Source organism: Eubacterium album (assembly GCF_025336545.1).
GTDB lineage: Bacteria > Bacillota > Clostridia > Lachnospirales > Lachnospiraceae > Eubacterium_U > Eubacterium_U album.
On sequence record NZ_JAODBU010000002.1, the window covers coordinates 80795 to 102050 of the forward strand.

Sequence of the window (21256 nt, forward strand, 5' to 3'; positions counted from 1 at the left end):
GACCTCCGGTTCTTATAGAACGTACTGACGAAAATCAGAACATGCATTGCATGCAACTACTCCCTCTCTGTTATAAAAAATTTATCATAATTTAGTATATGTGTCAATCAGAAAATATCCCCATATTTCGCCTAATTTTTGCTCTCTGTTTTCAAAATAATATTTTTCTATTGTATAACTATCTTTGTACTCTTCCAATCCTTTTAATCTTTTTATTCTGCGAAGTTTAATTCCACATACATCGCATATCTGCTCAATTCCTGCTTCCACAATTATATTTGACACCCTTATTTCTTTTGGTGCTCCAAATCGAAAAATAAAACCTATCAAAACATATTCTGGCGAAAGATTCAGACTCTCCTGCATGTTAAGCATCAAAAAGCTATTTACCCCCTCATAACCTTCATAGACAACTATTCCATAACAATTGCCGCCTCTTCCCAATATACTAAAAAAAACCGTTTTTTCTTTTTCACCATATCGTATGCCAATCAAATCCAAATCCCAAAACTTCTCCCACGGTTTCAATTCCTTAATGCATGACGCTGCCTCATATAATTTTTTCACTGTTCTATAGATGCCTCTTTTTCCATATGTGCCCTCTCTTCTCTAAATCCATATTATTTCTTCATGTGCTCAAATTCTTCTTTTCTCAATAGCCTTCATAATATCTTCATCTTCCCTATACCCTTTTAAATATAAAAAATTCGTGTTCCTAAATTATTTATCATAACCATTCCACCCCTTATTTGTCACTCTCCATTTCCATATACGTAGTATATGTTCAATATATTCCCATCTATACCATTTACTTCTTTTTTCAATCAATTTCATTCTTACAATCATTGAAGGATGTGCCTCAACTTTTATATATTTTTTATAATAACTGTAAATTAAATTTTCTTTATTTTCTACACTTCTTATTTTTTCATCATATGTCTTCCAAAAATTTATAAATGCCATTCTTTCTCCAGTATAAATCTGTGTAGCCAATCTATCGGCCCTTAATTCTGCAATTTGATACCAGTATCTTTGATCACAAAAAACCTCAAAAAATAACTTCTGAAAAATCAAAAGGCATAATACCAAATATAAAATTACTTCTATTCCTACAGAAAATTTAATGACAACAAAAAAAAGTAATATACAAAAAAGATAACTAACCAAATGAACAAAACACGAAATTTTTCTTCTTCTTTTAATATTATTAAAATCTTTATAATAAATGTGGGCCAGTTCATGTCCAATTGTATATAATAAAATATCTTTAGCATTATCTTCTGACCTAAGTATTTCAATAAATTGATAGGATACTCCTATATGTGGTATTCCACATTCATCCATGTACGTTTCAATTTTAATACTTCTATCTTTCAATATATCTATCTTTACATTTGAAACTTTCAATTTTTTACACATATTTACCACATCTGGTTCAATTGCACCTAAAGTAACCTGATCTATATCTATGCTTTCTTCTTTTTTCTCAACAACAGCCTTTGATTTTATTTTTTCAAATAAAGTTCTTAATACTAATATTACTATTACAGTCCCACATACAATACTTCCAATTTGATGATTTAATTCTATAAAATATTGCACAAGAATAAATCCCCCCAACGCGCATATATATACTATAAACTTAACTACCTTATTTAATGTCCATTTTATTTTTATCCTTTTTGACTCATCTTTTTTTATCAATTCTGGATTATGCTCTATTGGCAATAAAATACCTTTTATATATTCATTAACCAATTGGACACACTCTTGGGTTATTTCTTTCAATTTCGACACTATAATCTCGACTGTAAAAATTACAAACAGTGCATATCTGATAGATATTACTTCTATTATTTTCATTATGTTTTCTAAAATAATTGGAGATATCAAACACCAACCACTAATATAAATTATCATTGTAAATACATCAAACAATTTATTTTTTATATAGTCTAATTCTTTCTGTTGCTTTTCATCTACTTCATAAAAAAGAAATATATTCTTAATTATAATTTTTATATTATTCACTAAAACTTTTAAGCTTCTTCTCAAAATATTTTTCTGATATAGTTCTCTATAAAATATCATTTTATACCACGCAAGCAATATACCCCCAACTATTATATATCCTATTAATAACATAAATTTTCTCTTATCCTTAATGATATATACTCTCAAAATTTATCATATACTTTTATAATCATTTTTTTCTTTTTACTATAATCACTTCAAATATAAACATATCAAATACGCTTACAATAGCATTTTATCATTACACAAATCACTTCTACTTAAACCTAACCTGCAAATTTAAATTCATATACATCTTTTCATCTTCCTTATACAAAGATGCAAATCCATGTCTACTTGTTGAACCTCTTTCCAATTTAGTATTATCCAATAAATATTTTTCAAAATAATCTCTATTATAAATGTGATATACCAATACTTCTCCATCTGCAGACACAATTATATATCCACCATTTGCTTCATCGTATCCATCCCATTCTTTTGAAGGCATCATACCTAATGCTACTGAACACAGAAATTTTTTAAATTTAAACTCGTAAAACCCTTTCTTTGGGAATCCCAATGGATTTTCTTCCTCCAATTTATTTATTATTTCTCTACAGTCGCTTATGTTATCCCGATAATAACATAATAACACCTGTGCTATTATTTCTTCCATACGACTATCTATCAACATTAAATTATTAGCAAATTTCTCATTAGCTGCTTTTGAATATGTAACCTTTCCATTTGAAAAAATCTGCTCCATTCTATCCATTATTTTACTTTTAGGATTACTAAGCGCATTTATATTTTCCATCTGTTCATCGCTGATTCCGTCAACCTCAAATACAAAATTAGTTGCACCTGATGCGTTCAAAAGTGTTGGAGCGCTTCCCAATTCTGATTTGATACTAAAACCACATACAGGTTCAAATCCTGTATGTATATCATGAATTTGAATTTTAATATCTGTTTTATCAGTAGAAGGTGCAGACAAACGATAGCACTCAATTTCATTAGCAAACTTTTCTGTTTGCTCAATTTCAAATGATCTGCTCTTCATATTAACTATTTCATTATATAAATAATCTGCTTCCTTCTTGAGACGTTCCTTACTTATACTTTTAATCTTAACATCATTGCTATAAATGTCCACATCCTCGTTTTCACCTATCTTGTATTCAAGTCTTTTTCCTTTTACCTCTTCTCGAATTATTTTAAGAATCGGAAAGTATACATTTTCAATCTTTTTGACCTGATCGTCTGCCGCATAAATCTTTCCATATGCCAAAAGTCTTAACAAAACATATAATTCACTCCATTCGCCTTTATTTCCCTTTATCATATTAATATACCTCCCCTTTTATCCTACAGCACGTTCTTTGTTTATCTTTTTAATATTTTCTGCCTTAATAACTGCCTTTGCTTTTTCATCTGCACTAAGAATTTCTTCTATTTTATCCGCTATTGCTTCAATAACATTAACAGTTACACTGTTACCAAACTGTTTGTACAAATGTGTGTCTGCCAGTTCTAGTTTAAAATCATCAGGGAATCCCTGCAGTCTTGCCCATTCCCTAGGTGTCATTTTACGAATTCCTTCTCTGTTAACCTCACCTTTAATGTGTGTAACAGGTATAAAGTTTGTAAGTCTCTTATCAATAATAAGATTTCTTTCTCTACCCATACCACCGCAGACAATAGCTCCTGCTTTTCCGTCCAAGTCTCTGATTTCGTAGCCGAATCCGTTTCCTTTGGCTGCATGTCTTGCTTTGTGTCTCTTTAATGTTTCTATGTATGTTGTAGAAAGATAATATTTAACACTTACTTCCTGTTCTTCCATAATGTCACGTATACAGGTATCCGGCTTATTTCCTATTGGGAATTCAAAATTTTCCGAGTTGATATCTTTTCTGAATGCAACTATATAAATTCTCTCTCTATTCTGTGGAACACCAAAATCCTTACTGTTCAAAACCTTATCATATACAGCATATCCTATCTGTTCAAAGGCATTTTTTATAACTTTAAAAGTCCTTCCTCTGTCATGTATGGTAAGTCCTTTCACATTTTCACAAAAAATAACTTTTGGTTTATGATACTCGCATATTCTCACAACATCCTGAAACAATGTGCCTCTGCACATTCCCTTATAATCATCATCAAAGCCCATTCTTTTTCCTGCTAGTGAAAATGCCTGACATGGGAAACCTGCTAAACATATATCAAATTCAGGTATATCTTTCTCATCAATTTTCGTTATGTCTCCGGCAATCTGAAAGTTATCTTTGTAATTTGCTCTATATGTTTTTTGAGCATATTCATCCCATTCACTTACGAATACTGTTTCTATATTTTTTCCGAAAGCATTGTCAAATCCTTTTCTTATTCCACCTATTCCTGCAAACAAGTCAATTGCTTTATATTTCATTTTATTATTCCTCTCTGTCATATAACGATTCATCAGCCGTCATATTATCAAATATTTTTTCCTCGACAGCTTTAACACATTCGTCTACATTTTTATTTATATCTTTTCCCCAAAATCTCAGAACTGTCCATCCCATAAAGTTCAGTTCTTTTTCAATCTTTTCATCCCGTTCTATGTTTTTAGATATCTTATTAATCCAAAATTCAGAATTTTTTCCTTTTTCTAATTGTAACTTTAATTTCTCCCAATCCTTTCCATGAAAAAATTCACTATCGCAAAATATTGCAATTCTATATTTAGTAAGAACAATGTCTGGTTTTCCCGGAAGTTTATTATAATTCTTCCTGTATCGATATCCTTTTTTCCATAAAGCTTTTCTTAATTTAAGCTCAATACTTGTATCTTTATTCTTGATATTGCTCATATTCCTATGACGTTGTTCTTTTGTTAAACGATCCATTGTCTAACCTCTTTTATTTATCTTCATCAACAATTTCCATTATGTCAGAAAAATCACATTCAAGTGCTGTACATATTTTCAATATTATATCTGTATTTACATTTTCATTTCTTCCAAGTTTTGCAATTGAAGCTGAACTTATATTTGCCTTTTGAGCTAAATCTTTTTTCATCATATCTCTGTCAATTAATAATTTCCAAAGTTTTTTGTAACTTATACTCATGTCTTTCTCCATTCGAACATACTTTCTATTATAGTAACATAAAGATATTGTAATAGCAATAAAAAAGGCAATAAATTATGAGAACTCATAAATTATTGTCTTTTTGCTGTACAGAATTAATTTTTCAATCTTTTTATATCTTTTCCTACCAGATTTCCACCTCTATAATATTCAATTAAAATAATCCTATTGGGTAAATCTATTTCATAATATATACCTAGTTTATAACCACAAACATATCTTGGAAATGTTTTTCCGTCAAAAGACCAAACATCATTGTTTTTTTCTGATCTAGTCAGGGCTATCAATCTTTCTCTATCAGCATTCTTTTTTTCTTCTGACTGATATGATTTTTTCATTTCTAATGCAATCAAATTATCATTTTTTTCATCTTCGCCTCTGCTATGTATTATCAAATCACACGTGACTTGTATTACTTTAAAATCACTATTTATAATAGTCTTAACATGTCCTGCATTTCTATTATATTCAACATCAACATGATACTTCTTATACTTTGAATACTTTTCAATTTCTTTTTCCAAATATCCTTTTAAGCTTGCACAAATACACCTTTCCGACACATCTGATTCTATTAACGACAATTCTTTTGATAAGAATTTACTATTAGCTAAATCAAATATTTTTTTGTCATTCATTTTTATCTTTCTCCTTCTTCTATCATCTTTTTGCATTTATCTACCACTGTAATTCATTCTCTTTTTTTTGCCATCGCTTCGAATGACTTTTCCTTGCCTCTTCATAGACCTTCTTCCTAATTGTCAGAAAAAAGGCATCCCCAAACAACTCCGGGAATGCCATTCATTCATGCATACATTTCTTAATGATTGCTCTGCAATCTTTAAGCTCGCGGCATTCATAGAATGCCCACTTAAATTTATACAAGCAATTCTCTTATCATCTTTGCGTTAAATTCAACTGAATCCACGTCATTTACTTCTATCTGATATAAAGCGTTTGCAGCTATATGTTCTGCTGCCTGCTCTAAATCTCTTATACCACTTGTATTCTTATAAATTTCAATAACTTCGTCTAATGCTTCATCCGTCATAATGCATTCATTTTCCTTAAGACTCATACGTTTCAATACTTTTGGAAGTGCAAATTTAGAAAAAATAATCTTCTTTTCTTCTGATGTATAGTCAGGAATATCTATAACTGCAAATCTTGACATTAATGGTGCGCTAATCTGATCCTTTTCATTTGCTGTAGCAATAGGATAAACACCTACTGTAGGAATCATGCATTCCATGTAATTGTCTGTGAAGCCTAAATTGTCAAGAAGCGTAAGCAATACATCTGCCGGATTTCCATTTCCTTTTCCTGATGATGCCTTATCTAACTCATTAATAATAAATACAAGATTTGACTCACCTGCCATTGAAAATGCATCCATAATAATTCCCGGTTTCGCATTTGAATATATACGTGAACTTCCTGTTAACTGTTCCGGATCATTAATTGAGCTCATATCAAGTGTTGTCCATGGAAGTCTTAATATTCTTGCAACTGCATATGCAATCTGTGATTTTCCTGTTCCGGCAGGTCCTACTAATAAAAGTCCATATGCAGGAAGCGTATGTGTACGATTAATCTGAATTATTGTTTCCATAATTCTCTGTTTTACACGTTCCATACCATATAACTCTTCATCTAATATTCTACGTGCTTCATCAGGATCAATTGCTTCAAAATAATTATTCTTCCATTGAATATTCATCATTATTGAAAGTGCTCTTTGTGCATGATGTCTTTCTTCCTGAGATACCTCGCTTGAGCGTGCAACTGCAAGATTTCTTCTTGCCCATAATCTGATATTATCAGGTAATGTTCTTCCGGCGCAATTCATAAAATCAGTGATGCTCTGAATGCTTGTAAGCTTCATGCTGTCTCCTTCTTCCTCTCTATCGTCATCAATGACTTCTTCTGAAGGTGCATTACTAGCTAATAATCTCTCAATCATAAACTGAAGGAATCCATCTTCTGCTGAAAGTTTCGTTCCGCTGCCTGATAAAGTTTCTCTAATCTTATATACTGCATATCCTTCTTCATTATTTTCTCCTGAAAGACGAACATTAATATGATTTTCTCCTAACCATTTAAGCAAGCTTACAAATCTTGAATCTATCTTTAGAATATCAGCACTTACAATACCATCATCTTCGTTAAATTCAAATGAAGTTCTTTTACATGGATTTGTAAAAATTCCACTTGAATGATGGTTCCATTTCTTCTTACTATTATCAAGCACCATTATAGGTTTATCACCTGTTGGAACTGAATTGTTCGATTGAAATGTTGTGTATGTACATATTGCTTCTTTCTTATCTACAGGTGCGCTGCTAAAATCAAATACCGGCATTTGTTATCTCCTCTAACTTAATTTATTATGTAAAATAAAGTAACTTAATTGTAAAAATCTGTCACTTTTTCATTATTCCACCACGTATTTTACTATTTATTTTGCAAATGAACAACCATTGATATTATTTTTTGTGCTAATTTCTAAACATTTTATTTTTTTTACTTAATTCTAATTTTACACAACACTGCTACTTTTTAAATTTACAAGGCAGAATTAGTGCAGAAGGATTACTTATGTTTGGAATTGGTGGGCTTGCAATCGTATATTTTATTGCCCCTATTTTAGACAACATGCTTGCCAAAATACGACTACGTTATATTTCTATCATATTTGGAATTTTATTTGTCATTTGTTTAAGTGATGTCATTTATTCAAATTTTCATCCAAATATTGGTCACGGCATTACTGATTACACAAGTTATAATTCCATTACAAACACGACGTTTTTTTGATGCGTGTTTGTATTCTCATTCTATATTATAAGTGTTATAATATGTCTATATTTATATTTGGAAACAATATTTATAAAATTCATATTTTACCAATGTTTCCTACTAACAGCCACCGTAAAAAAACGGAGCAATACAATACAGGAGGAATTTATAATGAACAACACTTATATTTCAGATTCAATAAAATATATCGGAGTTGATGATATTGATATTGATTTATTTGAAAGTCAATACATTGTACCTAACGGTGTTTCTTACAATTCTTATTTAATTCTTGATGAAAAAACTGCTGTTATGGACACTGTCGATGCGAGAAAAACTGATGAATGGTTTTCTAATCTTAACTCTCAATTAGCTGGAAGAAACGTCGATTATCTTATTATTTCACATTTAGAACCCGACCATTCTTCTAATATAAAAAATCTTATAGACAAATATCCTAATGTCAAATTAGTTCTTAGTGCTAAAGCTTTTGCTATGTTGCCTCAGTTTTTTGACATTGAAAATCTCTCTGACCGTTGTTTAGTTGTTAAAGACGGAGATGAACTTGATTTAGGTTCTCATAAATTAAAATTTATTATGGCTCCAATGGTTCACTGGCCTGAAGTTATGGTTGAATACGAAGTAAGCGAGAAGATTCTTTTCTCTGCTGATGGATTCGGCAAATTTGGTGCTTTATCTGCTGATGAAGACTGGGCCTGTGAAGCAAGAAGATACTATTTTAATATTGTCGGCAAATACGGTGCACCCGTTCAGACATTACTAAAAAAAGCTTCTACTCTTGACATTAAAACCATTTGTCCTTTACACGGTCCAATACTTAATGAAAATTTAGATTATTATATTGGAAAATATCTTACATGGAGCAGTTATGAACCTGAAGATGAAGGTGTTCTTATCGCCTGTGCATCAATTCATGGTAACACAAAAATGGTTGCTGAAAAACTCGCAGATATTTTAAAAGAAAAGGGGTGCAAAAAAGTTGCATTTACTGACTTAGCAAGAGATGATATGGCTGAAGCAATTGAAGATGCTTTTAGATATGATAAGTTAGTTTTAGCTGCTGCTACATATGATGGTGGTGTATTTCCACCTATGGAAGATTTTCTTAACAGACTTGCTCACAAGAATTATCAAAAGCGTAAAATTGGAATCATTGAAAACGGTTCATGGGCTCCAATGGCTGGAAAGTCTATGAAATCTATTCTAGACGGAATGAAAGATTTAACCTATTGTGAAAATATGGTAACAATCAAATCAACTTTAAAAGATACAGACATCGTTTCTCTCGAAGCTTTGGCTAACGAACTCATATAAAAATTTATATGGTCGTGTTATTTATAATAATCTGTACTCTACACTATATAATATGCTTAAATACAAAAACTTCCTGTGAAATTTGATATATTTTTCTTCATTAAATATCCAAAAAAAATATCAAATTTTACGGGAAGTTTTCATGTTAAGTTTATTTTATTTTTATTGATATATATCCTTATAATCATCTGGCAAAAATCTATGATATATTATATGGAATCCTTCATCTTTAAAGCAATAATAATACGTATCTTCACTGTCCTCTTCAAAATATATAAGTGTATCAAACTCATTATCTTCCATCTTTTCTATATGGACTTTTGATGCTTTAGAAAGGAATAAATTTTCTATATCCTGCATCTTTGTTTCATGCTTTCCAACCAATTCAATTAATCTTTTAATGAACTCATCTTCCTTAGTATTTTCATGTACATATTCTGCACCCTGTTCATTTATATAGAAACAAAATCTATCGTCCTTATTTGATACAATTACTTCTCCTAATGTTTCATTCGTATATTCTGACAGCTTTTTTAATCTTTCATCCATTTCATAAACATTATCTTGACTTGAAAAGATATTATTAAGTGAACTTAAAGGATAATACAATCTGATTTTTTCCTTTCGATATCCAAGTTTTGCCTGTTCTTCTTTTATTATATCTATAAGATTATTTTCTAATATTTTGTAACCGTTCATTTTTTCATTCCACTTTTTAATTAATTATCTATCATTCATATTTAAATACAATGATGCCAGGAGCAAAAGCCCCAAACTTTGATTCCAACAGATTGTTCCGTGCTATACTTAATTCATTTCAAATTTTAACTTCTATTTTCTCATTTTTCAACATATATTGACATAACTGTTAATATCTTTTATAGTTTAGAGGTAACAAATTATCTATGTGATGTATATTATATTAATACATTAAAAAAAATGGAGGGCTTATGAACGAATTTGAAACATCTACACAACCAAAGAAAAAGAAATTTATACCTGTAATTATTATTGCAGTTATACTTGTCGCCATAATTGGTGGTTCTGTTTACGCTTCAAGAAGCGTTATTTCTAATATCTTTCAGGAAAAATTTGCTAAACCTGAAGATTATTATCACAGAGTTGAAAACAATAATATTAACAATGACATTGATAACAGTATTAAATCCTACTCTACTGCTTATAAATTAATAACTTCAAAAAAATACTCATCAACTGCATCTATACATTTAGATTTTAGTGACGAATTAAAAGATCAATTAGTAAAAATAAATTCTAAATTAAATCAGATTAATTCAGCAGAATTGACTTACAAATCTTCATTTGACAATTCAAAAGAAGTTGTTACCTTAGCTGCAAAAATCAATGATGCTAACCTTGTTTCAGGTAATGGTTTTATTGATTTTGACAATGCAAAAATATATGGTCAGATTCCTGAAATTTCTGACTCTTATTTAGATTTTTCTTCATATCTTAACTCTGAGGAATATGATGTTAATATTGATTCATTAAAATCACTTGGTTCTTTTTCTGATTTATACCCTGAACCTGAAAAACTCGAATCTATATTAAAAAAATATTCAACTCTTTTTGTCAACTCAGTTAGTAATGTAGAAAAAACTAAAACAACTATAACTGCAAATAGTATAACTCAGGATTGTGTAGGACTTACCGTTAAAATGAGTGGTCAGGAACTTTATGATTCTATTCATACTATATTAGAAACTGCTAAAGATGATAAAGATATACAATCTATCATTGATGATATGATTGATTACATTAAATCAATTGATTCTTCTTCAGACTTAAATGATGTCACTTCTAAATCATATTATGAAGATATTGATTCACTTATACAGGAACTTGAAGAATCAAAAGATGAATTTACAAAATATGAAGACTTATTAGATATGTTTGTTTATGTTGATAACAAAGGAAATATTATTGGACGTACAATAACTATTACAGCTGATAAAACATACACCATAGAATATAAACGTGCTATAAAAGCAACTTCTTTAGGAATTGAGTCAACTATTAAAGAAGGCGATAAGGTAGTATTTTTAGTTAAAGGAAAAGGTTCATCTACATTAACTGAATTTAGTGGAGATTTTGTAATTACTTTCCCAACTGAAGAGGTAACAATAAACGCAACAGTATCTAATGGTGATGTTTCTAAATTGTTAGATGGAACATTTAATGGTGATATAACTCTTACTACTACTTACAAAGATTTAGAAGACTATAAATTGAATTTATCAGTAAAAACATCTCTTTTAAGCAGTTTGGTTAAAGTTGAAGCCCTAGATAAAGAAAACAGTTGTGGTATATTAACACTTAAACAGGAATCTACAAACAAAGCTGATATCGATTTTCCTGATACTAATTCAACATTTATCGATGTTTCTGACTCAAATGCGCTAGATAACTATATTTCTAATTTTAACATTGAATCATTTATTAATGATTTTGCTTCAAGAGCAAATCTTGATATTTCATACTCAGATATAGTATCAGACACTTTAGGTTATTATTCATCTTTAAAGAATGACTATAATGCATCTGATTATAATTTCTCTGATTTTGATGCATCTGATTATAATACTTCTGACTTTGATATATCGGACTACGACTCTTCAGATTTTGATTCGTCAGATTCCTATATTTCTGACTATACATCTGACCTTGATATTTATTAAAAATAACTATTTTCATTTGTTATTGTATCAGATGTGGCTATAATTAATTGTGATTTATAATTTATAAATATTGAAAAATTGCACATTTAATGTTAAAATTATTTAACTAGTGCCTAAATGTACTAAGTAAGAAATTGTTTTTCAATTCGTAGTTATAAATTAATTTTTACAAGGAGAATCAAATGCGCACAGCTATTATGACTGATACCAATAGTGGTATTACAACTGAAGAAGGAAAATCTTTAGGAATTTTTGTCATTCCTATGCCGATAATTATTGATGATAAAGTTTATTATGAAGGTATAAATATAACTGAGAAGGAATTCTATGAAGCTTTAACCGGTGGTAAAAATCTTTCCACATCTCAGCCTTCTCCCGGAGAAGTAATGGATATGTGGGACTCTATCCTTGAAAGTGGAGATTATGATCAGGTTGTATATATTCCTATGTCAAGCGGATTAAGCAATTCATGTTCTGCCGCTATGGGACTTGCTCTTGAATATGAAGATAAAGTATTTGTAGCAGATAATCACAGAATTTCCGTTACAATGAGAGAATCTGTTTTATCAGCAAAAGAACTTGCTGACGAAGGCAAATCAGGTGCTGAAATTAAAAAGGCTTTAGAAGATGATGCTTATAACTCAAGTATATATATTTCAGTTAATACGTTGGAATTTTTAAAGAAAGGTGGCCGTATCACTCCTGCTGCTGCAATGATTGGAACAATGCTTAATATTAAGCCTATCTTAACAATACAGGGTGAAAAGCTTGATTCATTTGCAAAGGCAAGAAGTATGAAAAAGTGTCAGGATAAGATGCTTGAAGCTTTAAAAAGCGAAATTGCCGGTCGTTTTTCACATAATGATATATCCAGGTTAAAAGTTGGTGCCGCAGGTGCCGGATTATCAGAAGAAGAAATTGAAAACTGGCTTGGAATGGTAAAAGAAGCTTTTCCAAATGCGAAAGTATTCTATGGGCCTTTATCTGCAAGTATTGCATGTCATACTGGTCCCGGAGCTGTTGGAATCGGAATCAGTTTTTAAATCAACGCTATTGTAATTAATTTAATTCAATAATAAAAAAGATAGATTTGGAAATTTCATATCGCTTCGTTTCGTATTTAATTAAACGATTAATAAGCGATACGTTAATTCAAAAATCTATCTTTTTATTATTTTATTTTTTTTATTATTTTAATAATGAGCAGCTTAAACTTTAACTATTAAAATAAACTCATATTTTTATCTTTCGCTATTGAAATAAACTTTTTTAATATATCACAAATGAATTTAATTTTTTAATATTATAATTTGCTTTCAATCCAGGCTTCTATTATTTCCTTTGGCTGGAATCCTGTTCTTGTAGCATCTATCTTACCATTGATGAACATTGTTACAGCCGGAATATTTTCAACATCGTATTTTTTAGGTGATTCCTGATTTATTGCAATATTAGCTCTATAAAAATCAACTTTTCCTGCATATTCATCAGCTGTTTCATTAATTATCTGTTCCATTATCTGGCATGATTCATTTCCTGTAACTGAAAAATTAACTATCGCTATTTTACTTGCTTCTACTTCGCTAAAATCATTGTTTTTAATTTTCTTTACCATTTTATTGTCTCCTTTGTAAATTTATAGTCTGTCCATCATTTCTGACGGAACATATGCCTCAACATAAATTCCATCATCTCTATATTCTTCTTTCAATAATTGTCCATATTTTCTTATAAGACCGGGCTTACCGGCATCAGCATATGAAAACACTTTTTCAATATGAACTCTCATCGATTTAAGAGCTTTGCTTATGGCATCGTTTAACTCCTCAATACCAACTTTATTTTTTATTGCAGCTTTAACAATATAATCAGCCTTAAAATCTCTTAAAATCGGCTTATTTTCAAGTCTGTCCTGCTTGTTAAATACTGTAATTATAATTTTATCTTTTACGTCTAACTGTTCTAATGTTTCATACACAGCATGTATATGTTTATCCATCTGTGGATTTGAACTATCAATTACATGTATAATAATATCTGAATATTTTGCTTCCTCTAATGTACTTCTAAATGCATCTATTAAATGATGTGGAAGTTTTCGGATAAATCCAACTGTATCTGTCAACAAAATCTCCTGTCCGTCAGGAAGTTTATAATTTCTTGTTGTAGGATCAAGCGTAGCAAATAACTTATCTTCCTCTAAAACTTTTGCATCCGTAAGAGTATTTAAGAGTGTAGATTTACCTGCATTTGTATAACCAACGATTGCTGCTACCGGTACAGGATTCTGAGATCTTTTAGCTCTTGTAACATTTCTGTGAGCTTCCATATCCTTAACTTCTGCTTTTAATTGGGAAATTCTGTCCCTTATCAATCTTCTGTCAACTTCAAGTTTCTTTTCTCCGGGACCTCTTGTTCCGATTCCACCACCCTGTCTTGACAGATTTTTCATACCTATAAGTCTTGAGGATCTGTATCTAAGCTGAGCAAGTTCTACCTGTATTTTTCCTTCTGCAGTCTTTGCCCTGCCTGCAAAAATGTCTAATATAATCAATGTTCTGTCCATAACTTTTACGTTAAGTTCGTCTTCTAAATTTTTGTATTGGGCAGGGGTTAGTTCATCATCACATACAATGGCTGTTGCCTGTGTCTCCCATATCAAATCTTTTAATTCTTCGACTTTTCCCTTACCTACATAAGTTCCCGGATGAACTGCCTCTCTATTTTGAATTGTTCTTCCAACTACCTGTGCACCTGCAGTGTTTACAAGTTCTTCTAACTCATCTAATGATTCATCCGCATCATTGCTATCATCTAATGATACAGCCACAAGAATAACTTTTTCAATTTCTTCTTTATTTTCAATTAATTTTGCCAAATACATCACCTCGTTTTATTGTTAGTTCTCACTTATCTTTGAAATTACATTTAATTTTTTCCATTTGCCACGTTTATATCTTACTAAACTTATTGTTCCGTTTAAGAACCATGTAAGTCCTGTTGCAAAAAATACACCATATCTTCCAAACATAGGCACCATCGTAAGTGGTCTTGCAAGGAATATTCTTCCGCACATTTCTACTATTCCTGTCATTAATGAGAACATTGCATCTCCTGCTCCATTCAAGACATTTCTAGTAGTATAAATTAATCCTAAAAATGCTAAAAAGCAACTATCTATTCTAAGACCTACAGTACCTATTGCAATTACATCCGGGCTCTTTCCGAATATAGATATTATCTGTGGTGCAAATCCCCAGAATATTGGTAATACAGCCAATGCAAATACTGTACTTATAATTGTACCAGAGAAAAATCCCTGTTTTACACGCTTTACATTTCCTGCTCCCATATTCTGTCCTGTAAATGTAGAAATGGCTGAACCTAATGACATAAATGGCTGCTGAACTAACTGTTCAATTCTTGCAACAACTGTAAATGCCGTTGTAAATGTTGCACCAAATCCATTTACTACTCCCTGTAAAACAATAAGTGAAACAGCTATCAATGCATTTTGCAATGCAACCGGAATTCCTAACTGTAAGCATTTATATAATATTGCTTTTTTTATCTTTAAGTTTTCTTTTGTAAGTCTGAAAAATGTTGTACATTTAACTGCATATATAATACATGCCACTGCTGATATCAATTGTGCAAATGCCGTAGCTACTGCAACGCCAACAACACCCCATTTAAATTGGAGTACAAAAAGCAAATCTAATGCTACATTTATCAAACTGGCTACAATTAAAAATGTAAGTGGTGTCTTAGTATCTCCAAGTGCTCTTAAAATACTTGATACACCATTATACATTCCTACACAAATAAAACCAATTGCAGTAACTTTTAAATATATAACTGCATCTTCTAATATTGCCGGATCAGTATTCATTAATACAAGTGCCGGTCTTGCAAGGAAGAATCCTACTAACGACATTAATACTGAGCAAATCGAAATTGCCCATATTGCGTTACCTATTGTATTTTTTACGTTTTCTTCATCTGATGAACCAAAGTATTGTGAAACTACAATCCCAATTCCTACTGATAATCCTAAAACAAGCGAAAAGAAAAAGAACTGTAATGAATTAGTTGTACCAATAGCTCCTAAAGCATTTTCACCAACAAAGTTTCCTACAACAATAGAATCTACCATATTGTAAAGTTGCTGAAATACATTACCTATTAACAAAGGAATTGTAAACTGAAGAAGTAATTTTGCAGGGTTTCCCTTTGTCATATCCTTAACTCTTTTATTTTCCATAGTTTCTCCTCGTCTAATATGTATTGCCCCTTCATTTGCCGGGCGGCTAATCTTCTAAAATAAAATTCCGTTTTATTCATTGTATTTTACATATAAAACTCTGATTCTTTATATATAATTTTAACCATTTAATAGTTATAGTCTGATTTTATCTAATAGCTATAAATAACAGACTTCCTAAAACCCCACATATACTTCCTGTAATCGCTCCTACGATTACATCCTTTGGAAAATGAACACCTCCGATAACACGCAGCACAGCTATCATACAACTTATAACAAATAAACATATGCCTAATTCTAAGTTAGCATATATGAATGTAGTTGCTATAACAAAAGCTGAAAATACGTGTCTGCTTGGAAATGAATTCCCTTCTTTTTCCTTTTTTATTATTGGATCATAATTATATACCGTATAAGGGCGCGGTGAATCAAATTTTTTTCTAAAATAAGATACACCTATAAATGAAACTGCCGTGACAGCAACAATCCTTATAACATCACATTCCTTAGTTATAATCATAAATACAACAACTAAAATATAAATAATATAAACAACAGAAGTTGAAAATAAATTAAGTTTTCTTACTATCTGCTCTCCATATTTATATTTTCTTATTCTGTCGCTTATTTTTATATAATCATTTTCTGTCATAAATCACCTTATTGCTTTCTTGCAATTCTATATTCATCACCATAAGAAAAATACGGACAACTTGCCGTTGGATTCTGTAACTGCCTTGCATAGTCATCTTCATCCATGCTTACAACGCATCCATATTCCTCATATTCTTCATCATACACATAATTGCTACAAAATTCACAACTATACTGACCCATCTTTTCCTCCTAATTTTAAATATAATTATGTTGACATTAGTCAATGTATCACTCTTTATTCTTTATCAAAATATCCCACAATATTTATCTTTGGTAATACTGCTTTCCCATAACCGTTTATATCTATGTTTTTCTTACATACTATAGGAGTTGCCAATTATATTTGCAACTCCTATAGTACTAATCGATTTATTTTTACTTATAACTATCTGCTAACTTTTTAAATGCAGGCAATGCTTTTTCAATCTGCTCTGTCTGTACACAATATGATACTCTCACATATCCCGGTGTACCAAAACTATCTGCAGGAACAAGCAACAATTCCTGTTCTTTTGCCTTTTCACAGAATGCCTTTGCATCATCTTCCATGGCTTTTACAAATAAATAGAAAGCTCCATCGGGATATACGCATTCAAATCCCATTTCCGTAAGACTGTTATATAATAAATCTCTGTTAGTTTTATATATCGAAATATCTGCTGTGTCATCAATACATCTTTCAATAACCTTTTGGAATAAACTTGGTGCACATACATATCCTAATACTCTTCCTGCTCCACATACAGCTGCATATGCATCCTTGCTGTCAACCATTTTGTTTGACACAACTATGTAACCAATTCTTTCTCCAGGTAATGATAATGCTTTACTGTATGAATAACATACAAATGTATTATCATAATAATTAATCATATATGGTACATCAATATCATCATATACTAATTCACGATATGGTTCATCAGTAATTAAGAAAATAGGATGTCCATATTCTTTTTCTTTTTTTCTAAGGATATCACACATTTTAACTATTGTTTCTTCTGAATACACAACACCTGACGGGTTGTTAGGTGAATTAACAATAACTGCTTTAGTCTTTTCATTTACTGCTGCTTCAAATTTTTCCATGTCAATCTGAAATGTTCCTTCTTCTCCCGGAACCTGTACAACCTTAGCACCTGACTCCTTAATAAAAATAGTATATTCAGGGAAGAACGGCGTAAATACGATACATTCTTCATCCTTTTCCATTATTGCATTCAATACGATTGTAAGAGATGCTGCTGCACCACAAGTCATATAGATATTATCTTTTGTTATATCTGTTCCAAATTTTTTATTTATATAATTAGCAATTGTATCTCTTACATGGGCATCCCCCTGTGCTGATGTGTAACCATGTGTAGCTACCGGATCGCCATTTTCAACAATATCAATAATTGCTTTCTTTACACTTTCCGGAGCAGGAACACTTGGATTACCAATACTGAAATCAAATACATTTTCTGCACCAATTTCCTGTTTACGTTTATTTCCATATTCAAATATTTCTCTTATTTCTGAACGAACTTTTCCTAAATGTACCATATCTTCTACAAACATATCTCTTCTCCTTTAAAATTAATTTTGTATTTTTATGCTGTCAGTACCAAAATATATCTTACAGATTATTTTTATAGTCATGCATCATTTACAAATTCTGTATTTTAAATTCACGCTCATGCTCACGTTTCTGGTCTCGTTTTGCAATGTCGTCTCTCTTATCGTATAATTTTTTACCTCTTGCCAAACCAATTTCCACTTTTACCAGACTTCCTTTAAAATAAACCTGCAAAGGTACTAATGTCAAACCTTTTTCTTTAATTTTACCAACAAGTTTATTTATTTCATATTTATGCATCATTAATTTCTTTGGTCTAAGCGGATCTTTATTGAAGATATTTCCCTTTTCATATGGGCTTATGTGCATTCCATAAATAATCAGTTCTCCGTCTTCAATACGGATAAATGACTCTTTAATGCTACATTTTCCCTGCCTTAAAGACTTAACTTCAGTACCATGAAGTACAATTCCGGTCTCATAAGTATCTTCAATAAAATAGTCATGGCGGGCCTTTTTATTATTTGCAATTAATCTATTCGCTGCCTTTGCCATATCTTCACCTTTCCATATTAACTTTACAACTTTTTCCATACAATTTTACATCATTTTATTACTAATTTCACTATAAATTTGTATATATTTGATTATGCCAGTACAAAATCTATTGTTTTTGTCATCTTATCTGTATGAACAACTCTTACCTTTACAGATTGTCCTAATTTGTATGTCTTTTTTGTATGTTCACCTACAAGAGAATATGTTGGTTCATCATATATATAATGGTCATCCTCCATATTGCTTACGTGAACCATTCCTTCTATTGTATTAGGCAACTCAACATACATTCCCCAGCCGGTAACACTTGAAATTACACCTTCAAATTCTTCTCCGATATAACTTCTCATATATTCAACTTTCTTTAATTTCTCAGTATCCCTTTCTGCATCATCAGCACGTCTTTCGTTTATACTACAATTCTTAGTTATATCAGGCAAAATTGTATTGTAATGTCTTATATATTTTTCATTTAACTTGCCATGAATATTTTCTTTAATAATTCTGTGTATCTGCAAATCAGGATATCTTCGTATTGGAGATGTAAAATGGCAGTAATATTTTGCTGATAATCCAAAATGTCCTTTACATTCCGGAGTATATTCTGCTCTCTTCATTGAACGCAAAGTAATTCTGCTTATCAAAGCTTCTTCACTTGTTCCTTCCACACTTTCTAATAACTTCTGAAGTTCTTTTGGATGAATTTCATCTCCCATCATCTTTATATGATATCCAAAGTTATTTATAAATGTAGCAAGTTGTGTCATTTTCTCGACATCCGGCTTATCATGATTTCTATATACAAATGGGAGTTCCTGCCAATAATACTCTTCTGCAACCGTTTCATTTGCCATAAGCATAAAATCTTCTATAATTTTAGTTGCTGAATTTCTCTCATAGGGTTCAATGGAAATAACTCTTCCTTTATCGTCTAATTTAATTTTACATTCAGGGAATTCAAAATTAATTGCACCTCTTCCATATCTTTTCTTTCGCAAAATATCAGACAATTCTTTCATTAACTTAAACATTGAGATGAAATCTTTATGTTTTTCGCATGCCTCTTTTTCACCTATAAGTACATCTCTTACCTGCGTATAAGACATTCTTCTGTCTACATTAATTAATGTTTCCACTATTTCATGACTTATAATATTCCCATTTTCATCGATTTCCATAATACAACTAAGTGCAAGTCTGTCTTCTCCCTGATTTAATGAGCAAATACCATTAGACAATTTATGTGGAAGCATTGGTATTACCCTGTCTACTAAATAAACACTTGTGGCCCTTTTTCTAGCTTCTTTATCTAATGGAGAATTTTCCGTAACATAATTACTTACGTCCGCAATATGAACTCCTAAAGTATAAACTCCATTTTTCTTAGAGATTGTGATAGCATCATCTAAATCTTTAGCATCTTCTCCATCTATTGTTACAGTCTGCCAGTTTCTAATATCTTTTCTTCCGTTCTTTTCTTCTTCTCTTACATAATCAGGTATGTTCTCTATCTGTTCCATTACATCTTCCGGAAACTCTGTAGGTATATCATAAGCTTTAACGATAGATAAAATATCTACTCCCGGGTCATTTACATGACCTATAATTTCAACTATTTTTCCTTCCGGCTTTCTTCCTTCCTTTCCATAATCAGTAATCTTGGCAACTACTTTATGTCCGTTAACAGCCCCCATAGATGCTTTGAGTGGAATATATATATCTTTTACAATTTTTTGATTATCCGGTAATACATATCCAAAGTTTTTGCTTTTTTCAAATAATCCAACAACTTCTGTTATTTCATGGGATATGATTTTTACAATTTTACCTTCTTTTCTTCTTTTTCTTGTTCCATCATTCTTAGTTTTGTCTTCAGGTAATACTGCAACTAAAACCGTATCATGGTGAAAAGCATTATTAACATTCGCAGCCGGAATAAAATAATCCTCTTCTTCACCCTCTACAGTAACAAATCCGTATCCTTTTTCATGTGCAGTAAATATACCTGTAACTAATGTTTCTTTTGCTATCGAATACTTTCCTCTTTTTGAAACAGATATCTTTCCTTCATTTATTAATTCATTTAAGACTATTTCTAATAATCCTCTATCTTCCTTTTTTACATTTAATATTATTGCTAATTCTTTTATTTTCATAGGAACATAGTTTTTATCATTCATTAAATCTAATATGATTTTCTTTCTTTCATTAATTAATTCCATGATTTCTCCT

The 21256-nt window shown here is 30.8% G+C and carries 21 protein-coding genes; 4 read left to right on the top strand and 17 right to left on the bottom strand.

Annotated elements, in window-relative coordinates:
• Positions 1-84: 84 nt before the first annotated feature.
• The 8 genes from N5B56_RS00580 to N5B56_RS00615 all read right to left on the bottom strand — a co-directional run bounded on the left by N5B56_RS00580 (position 85) and on the right by N5B56_RS00615 (position 7513).
• On the bottom strand, positions 85-567 hold the full coding sequence (locus tag N5B56_RS00580) for a DUF7309 domain-containing protein (RefSeq protein ID WP_260978070.1): 483 nt from the start codon (positions 565-567) through the stop codon (positions 85-87).
• A 153-nt stretch (positions 568-720) separates the two neighbouring features.
• A complete protein-coding gene (locus N5B56_RS00585; RefSeq protein ID WP_260978071.1) occupies positions 721-2145 on the bottom strand; it encodes a M48 family metalloprotease in 1425 nt (474 codons plus the stop codon).
• Positions 2146-2290: 145 nt separating this feature from the next.
• Complete coding sequence (locus N5B56_RS00590; RefSeq protein ID WP_260978072.1) at positions 2291-3361, bottom strand: HpaII family restriction endonuclease; 1071 nt, start codon at positions 3359-3361, stop codon at positions 2291-2293.
• Positions 3362-3379: 18 nt separating this feature from the next.
• The gene (locus tag N5B56_RS00595; protein WP_260978073.1) at positions 3380-4447 is read right to left on the bottom strand and encodes a DNA cytosine methyltransferase; all 1068 of its coding nucleotides are present in this window, start codon (positions 4445-4447) and stop codon (positions 3380-3382) included.
• 4 nt (positions 4448-4451) lie between these two features.
• Complete coding sequence (locus N5B56_RS00600) at positions 4452-4907, bottom strand: very short patch repair endonuclease (RefSeq protein ID WP_260978074.1); 456 nt, start codon at positions 4905-4907, stop codon at positions 4452-4454.
• Positions 4908-4920: 13 nt separating this feature from the next.
• On the bottom strand, positions 4921-5130 hold the full coding sequence (locus N5B56_RS00605) for a helix-turn-helix domain-containing protein (protein ID WP_260978075.1): 210 nt from the start codon (positions 5128-5130) through the stop codon (positions 4921-4923).
• 116 nt (positions 5131-5246) lie between these two features.
• A complete protein-coding gene (locus N5B56_RS00610) occupies positions 5247-5789 on the bottom strand; it encodes a hypothetical protein (protein WP_260978076.1) in 543 nt (180 codons plus the stop codon).
• Positions 5790-6028: 239 nt separating this feature from the next.
• Positions 6029-7513, bottom strand: coding sequence for an AAA family ATPase (locus N5B56_RS00615; RefSeq protein ID WP_260978077.1), 1485 nt, complete (start codon positions 7511-7513; stop codon positions 6029-6031).
• 236 nt (positions 7514-7749) lie between these two features.
• Here N5B56_RS00615 and N5B56_RS13475 point away from each other — a divergent pair, with 236 nt between their 5' ends.
• Together N5B56_RS13475 and N5B56_RS00620 are read left to right on the top strand one after the other, a co-directional pair.
• Positions 7750-7968, top strand: coding sequence for a hypothetical protein (locus tag N5B56_RS13475; RefSeq protein ID WP_412385851.1), 219 nt, complete (start codon positions 7750-7752; stop codon positions 7966-7968).
• 153 nt (positions 7969-8121) lie between these two features.
• Complete coding sequence (locus tag N5B56_RS00620; RefSeq protein ID WP_260978078.1) at positions 8122-9285, top strand: FprA family A-type flavoprotein; 1164 nt, start codon at positions 8122-8124, stop codon at positions 9283-9285.
• A gap of 162 nt (positions 9286-9447) precedes the next feature.
• Here N5B56_RS00620 and N5B56_RS00625 read toward each other — a convergent pair whose 3' ends face one another.
• Positions 9448-9984, bottom strand: coding sequence for a DUF3877 family protein (locus N5B56_RS00625; RefSeq protein WP_260978079.1), 537 nt, complete (start codon positions 9982-9984; stop codon positions 9448-9450).
• Between the two features lie 251 nt (positions 9985-10235).
• Here N5B56_RS00625 and N5B56_RS00630 point away from each other — a divergent pair, with 251 nt between their 5' ends.
• On the top strand, positions 10236-11984 hold the full coding sequence (locus N5B56_RS00630) for a DUF6583 family protein (RefSeq protein WP_260978080.1): 1749 nt from the start codon (positions 10236-10238) through the stop codon (positions 11982-11984).
• Between the two features lie 182 nt (positions 11985-12166).
• Positions 12167-13027: a DegV family protein gene (locus N5B56_RS00635; protein ID WP_022089303.1), complete on the top strand. Its 861-nt coding sequence runs from the start codon at positions 12167-12169 to the stop codon at positions 13025-13027.
• A 260-nt stretch (positions 13028-13287) separates the two neighbouring features.
• On the opposite strand, the gene N5B56_RS00640 is transcribed toward N5B56_RS00635, so the two are convergent.
• The 8 genes from N5B56_RS00640 to rnr form a co-directional block, all read right to left on the bottom strand.
• The gene (locus N5B56_RS00640; RefSeq protein WP_022089302.1) at positions 13288-13599 is read right to left on the bottom strand and encodes a thioredoxin family protein; all 312 of its coding nucleotides are present in this window, start codon (positions 13597-13599) and stop codon (positions 13288-13290) included.
• Between the two features lie 21 nt (positions 13600-13620).
• Positions 13621-14862: a GTPase HflX gene (gene hflX, locus N5B56_RS00645; RefSeq protein WP_346432178.1), complete on the bottom strand. Its 1242-nt coding sequence runs from the start codon at positions 14860-14862 to the stop codon at positions 13621-13623.
• Positions 14863-14883: 21 nt separating this feature from the next.
• The gene (locus N5B56_RS00650) at positions 14884-16248 is read right to left on the bottom strand and encodes an MATE family efflux transporter (RefSeq protein ID WP_260978082.1); all 1365 of its coding nucleotides are present in this window, start codon (positions 16246-16248) and stop codon (positions 14884-14886) included.
• A 148-nt stretch (positions 16249-16396) separates the two neighbouring features.
• Complete coding sequence (locus N5B56_RS00655) at positions 16397-16903, bottom strand: phosphatase PAP2 family protein (protein WP_260978083.1); 507 nt, start codon at positions 16901-16903, stop codon at positions 16397-16399.
• A gap of 8 nt (positions 16904-16911) precedes the next feature.
• A complete protein-coding gene (locus N5B56_RS00660) occupies positions 16912-17088 on the bottom strand; it encodes a DUF6472 family protein (RefSeq protein WP_022089298.1) in 177 nt (58 codons plus the stop codon).
• A 195-nt stretch (positions 17089-17283) separates the two neighbouring features.
• Positions 17284-18468: a pyridoxal phosphate-dependent aminotransferase gene (locus N5B56_RS00665; protein ID WP_022089297.1), complete on the bottom strand. Its 1185-nt coding sequence runs from the start codon at positions 18466-18468 to the stop codon at positions 17284-17286.
• Between the two features lie 88 nt (positions 18469-18556).
• Positions 18557-19021, bottom strand: coding sequence for an SsrA-binding protein SmpB (gene smpB / locus N5B56_RS00670; protein ID WP_117909504.1), 465 nt, complete (start codon positions 19019-19021; stop codon positions 18557-18559).
• 92 nt (positions 19022-19113) lie between these two features.
• Positions 19114-21246 (bottom strand): ribonuclease R, encoded by a 2133-nt coding sequence (gene rnr / locus N5B56_RS00675; RefSeq protein ID WP_022089295.1) that lies wholly within the window; start codon positions 21244-21246, stop codon positions 19114-19116.
• Positions 21247-21256 lie beyond the last annotated feature (10 nt).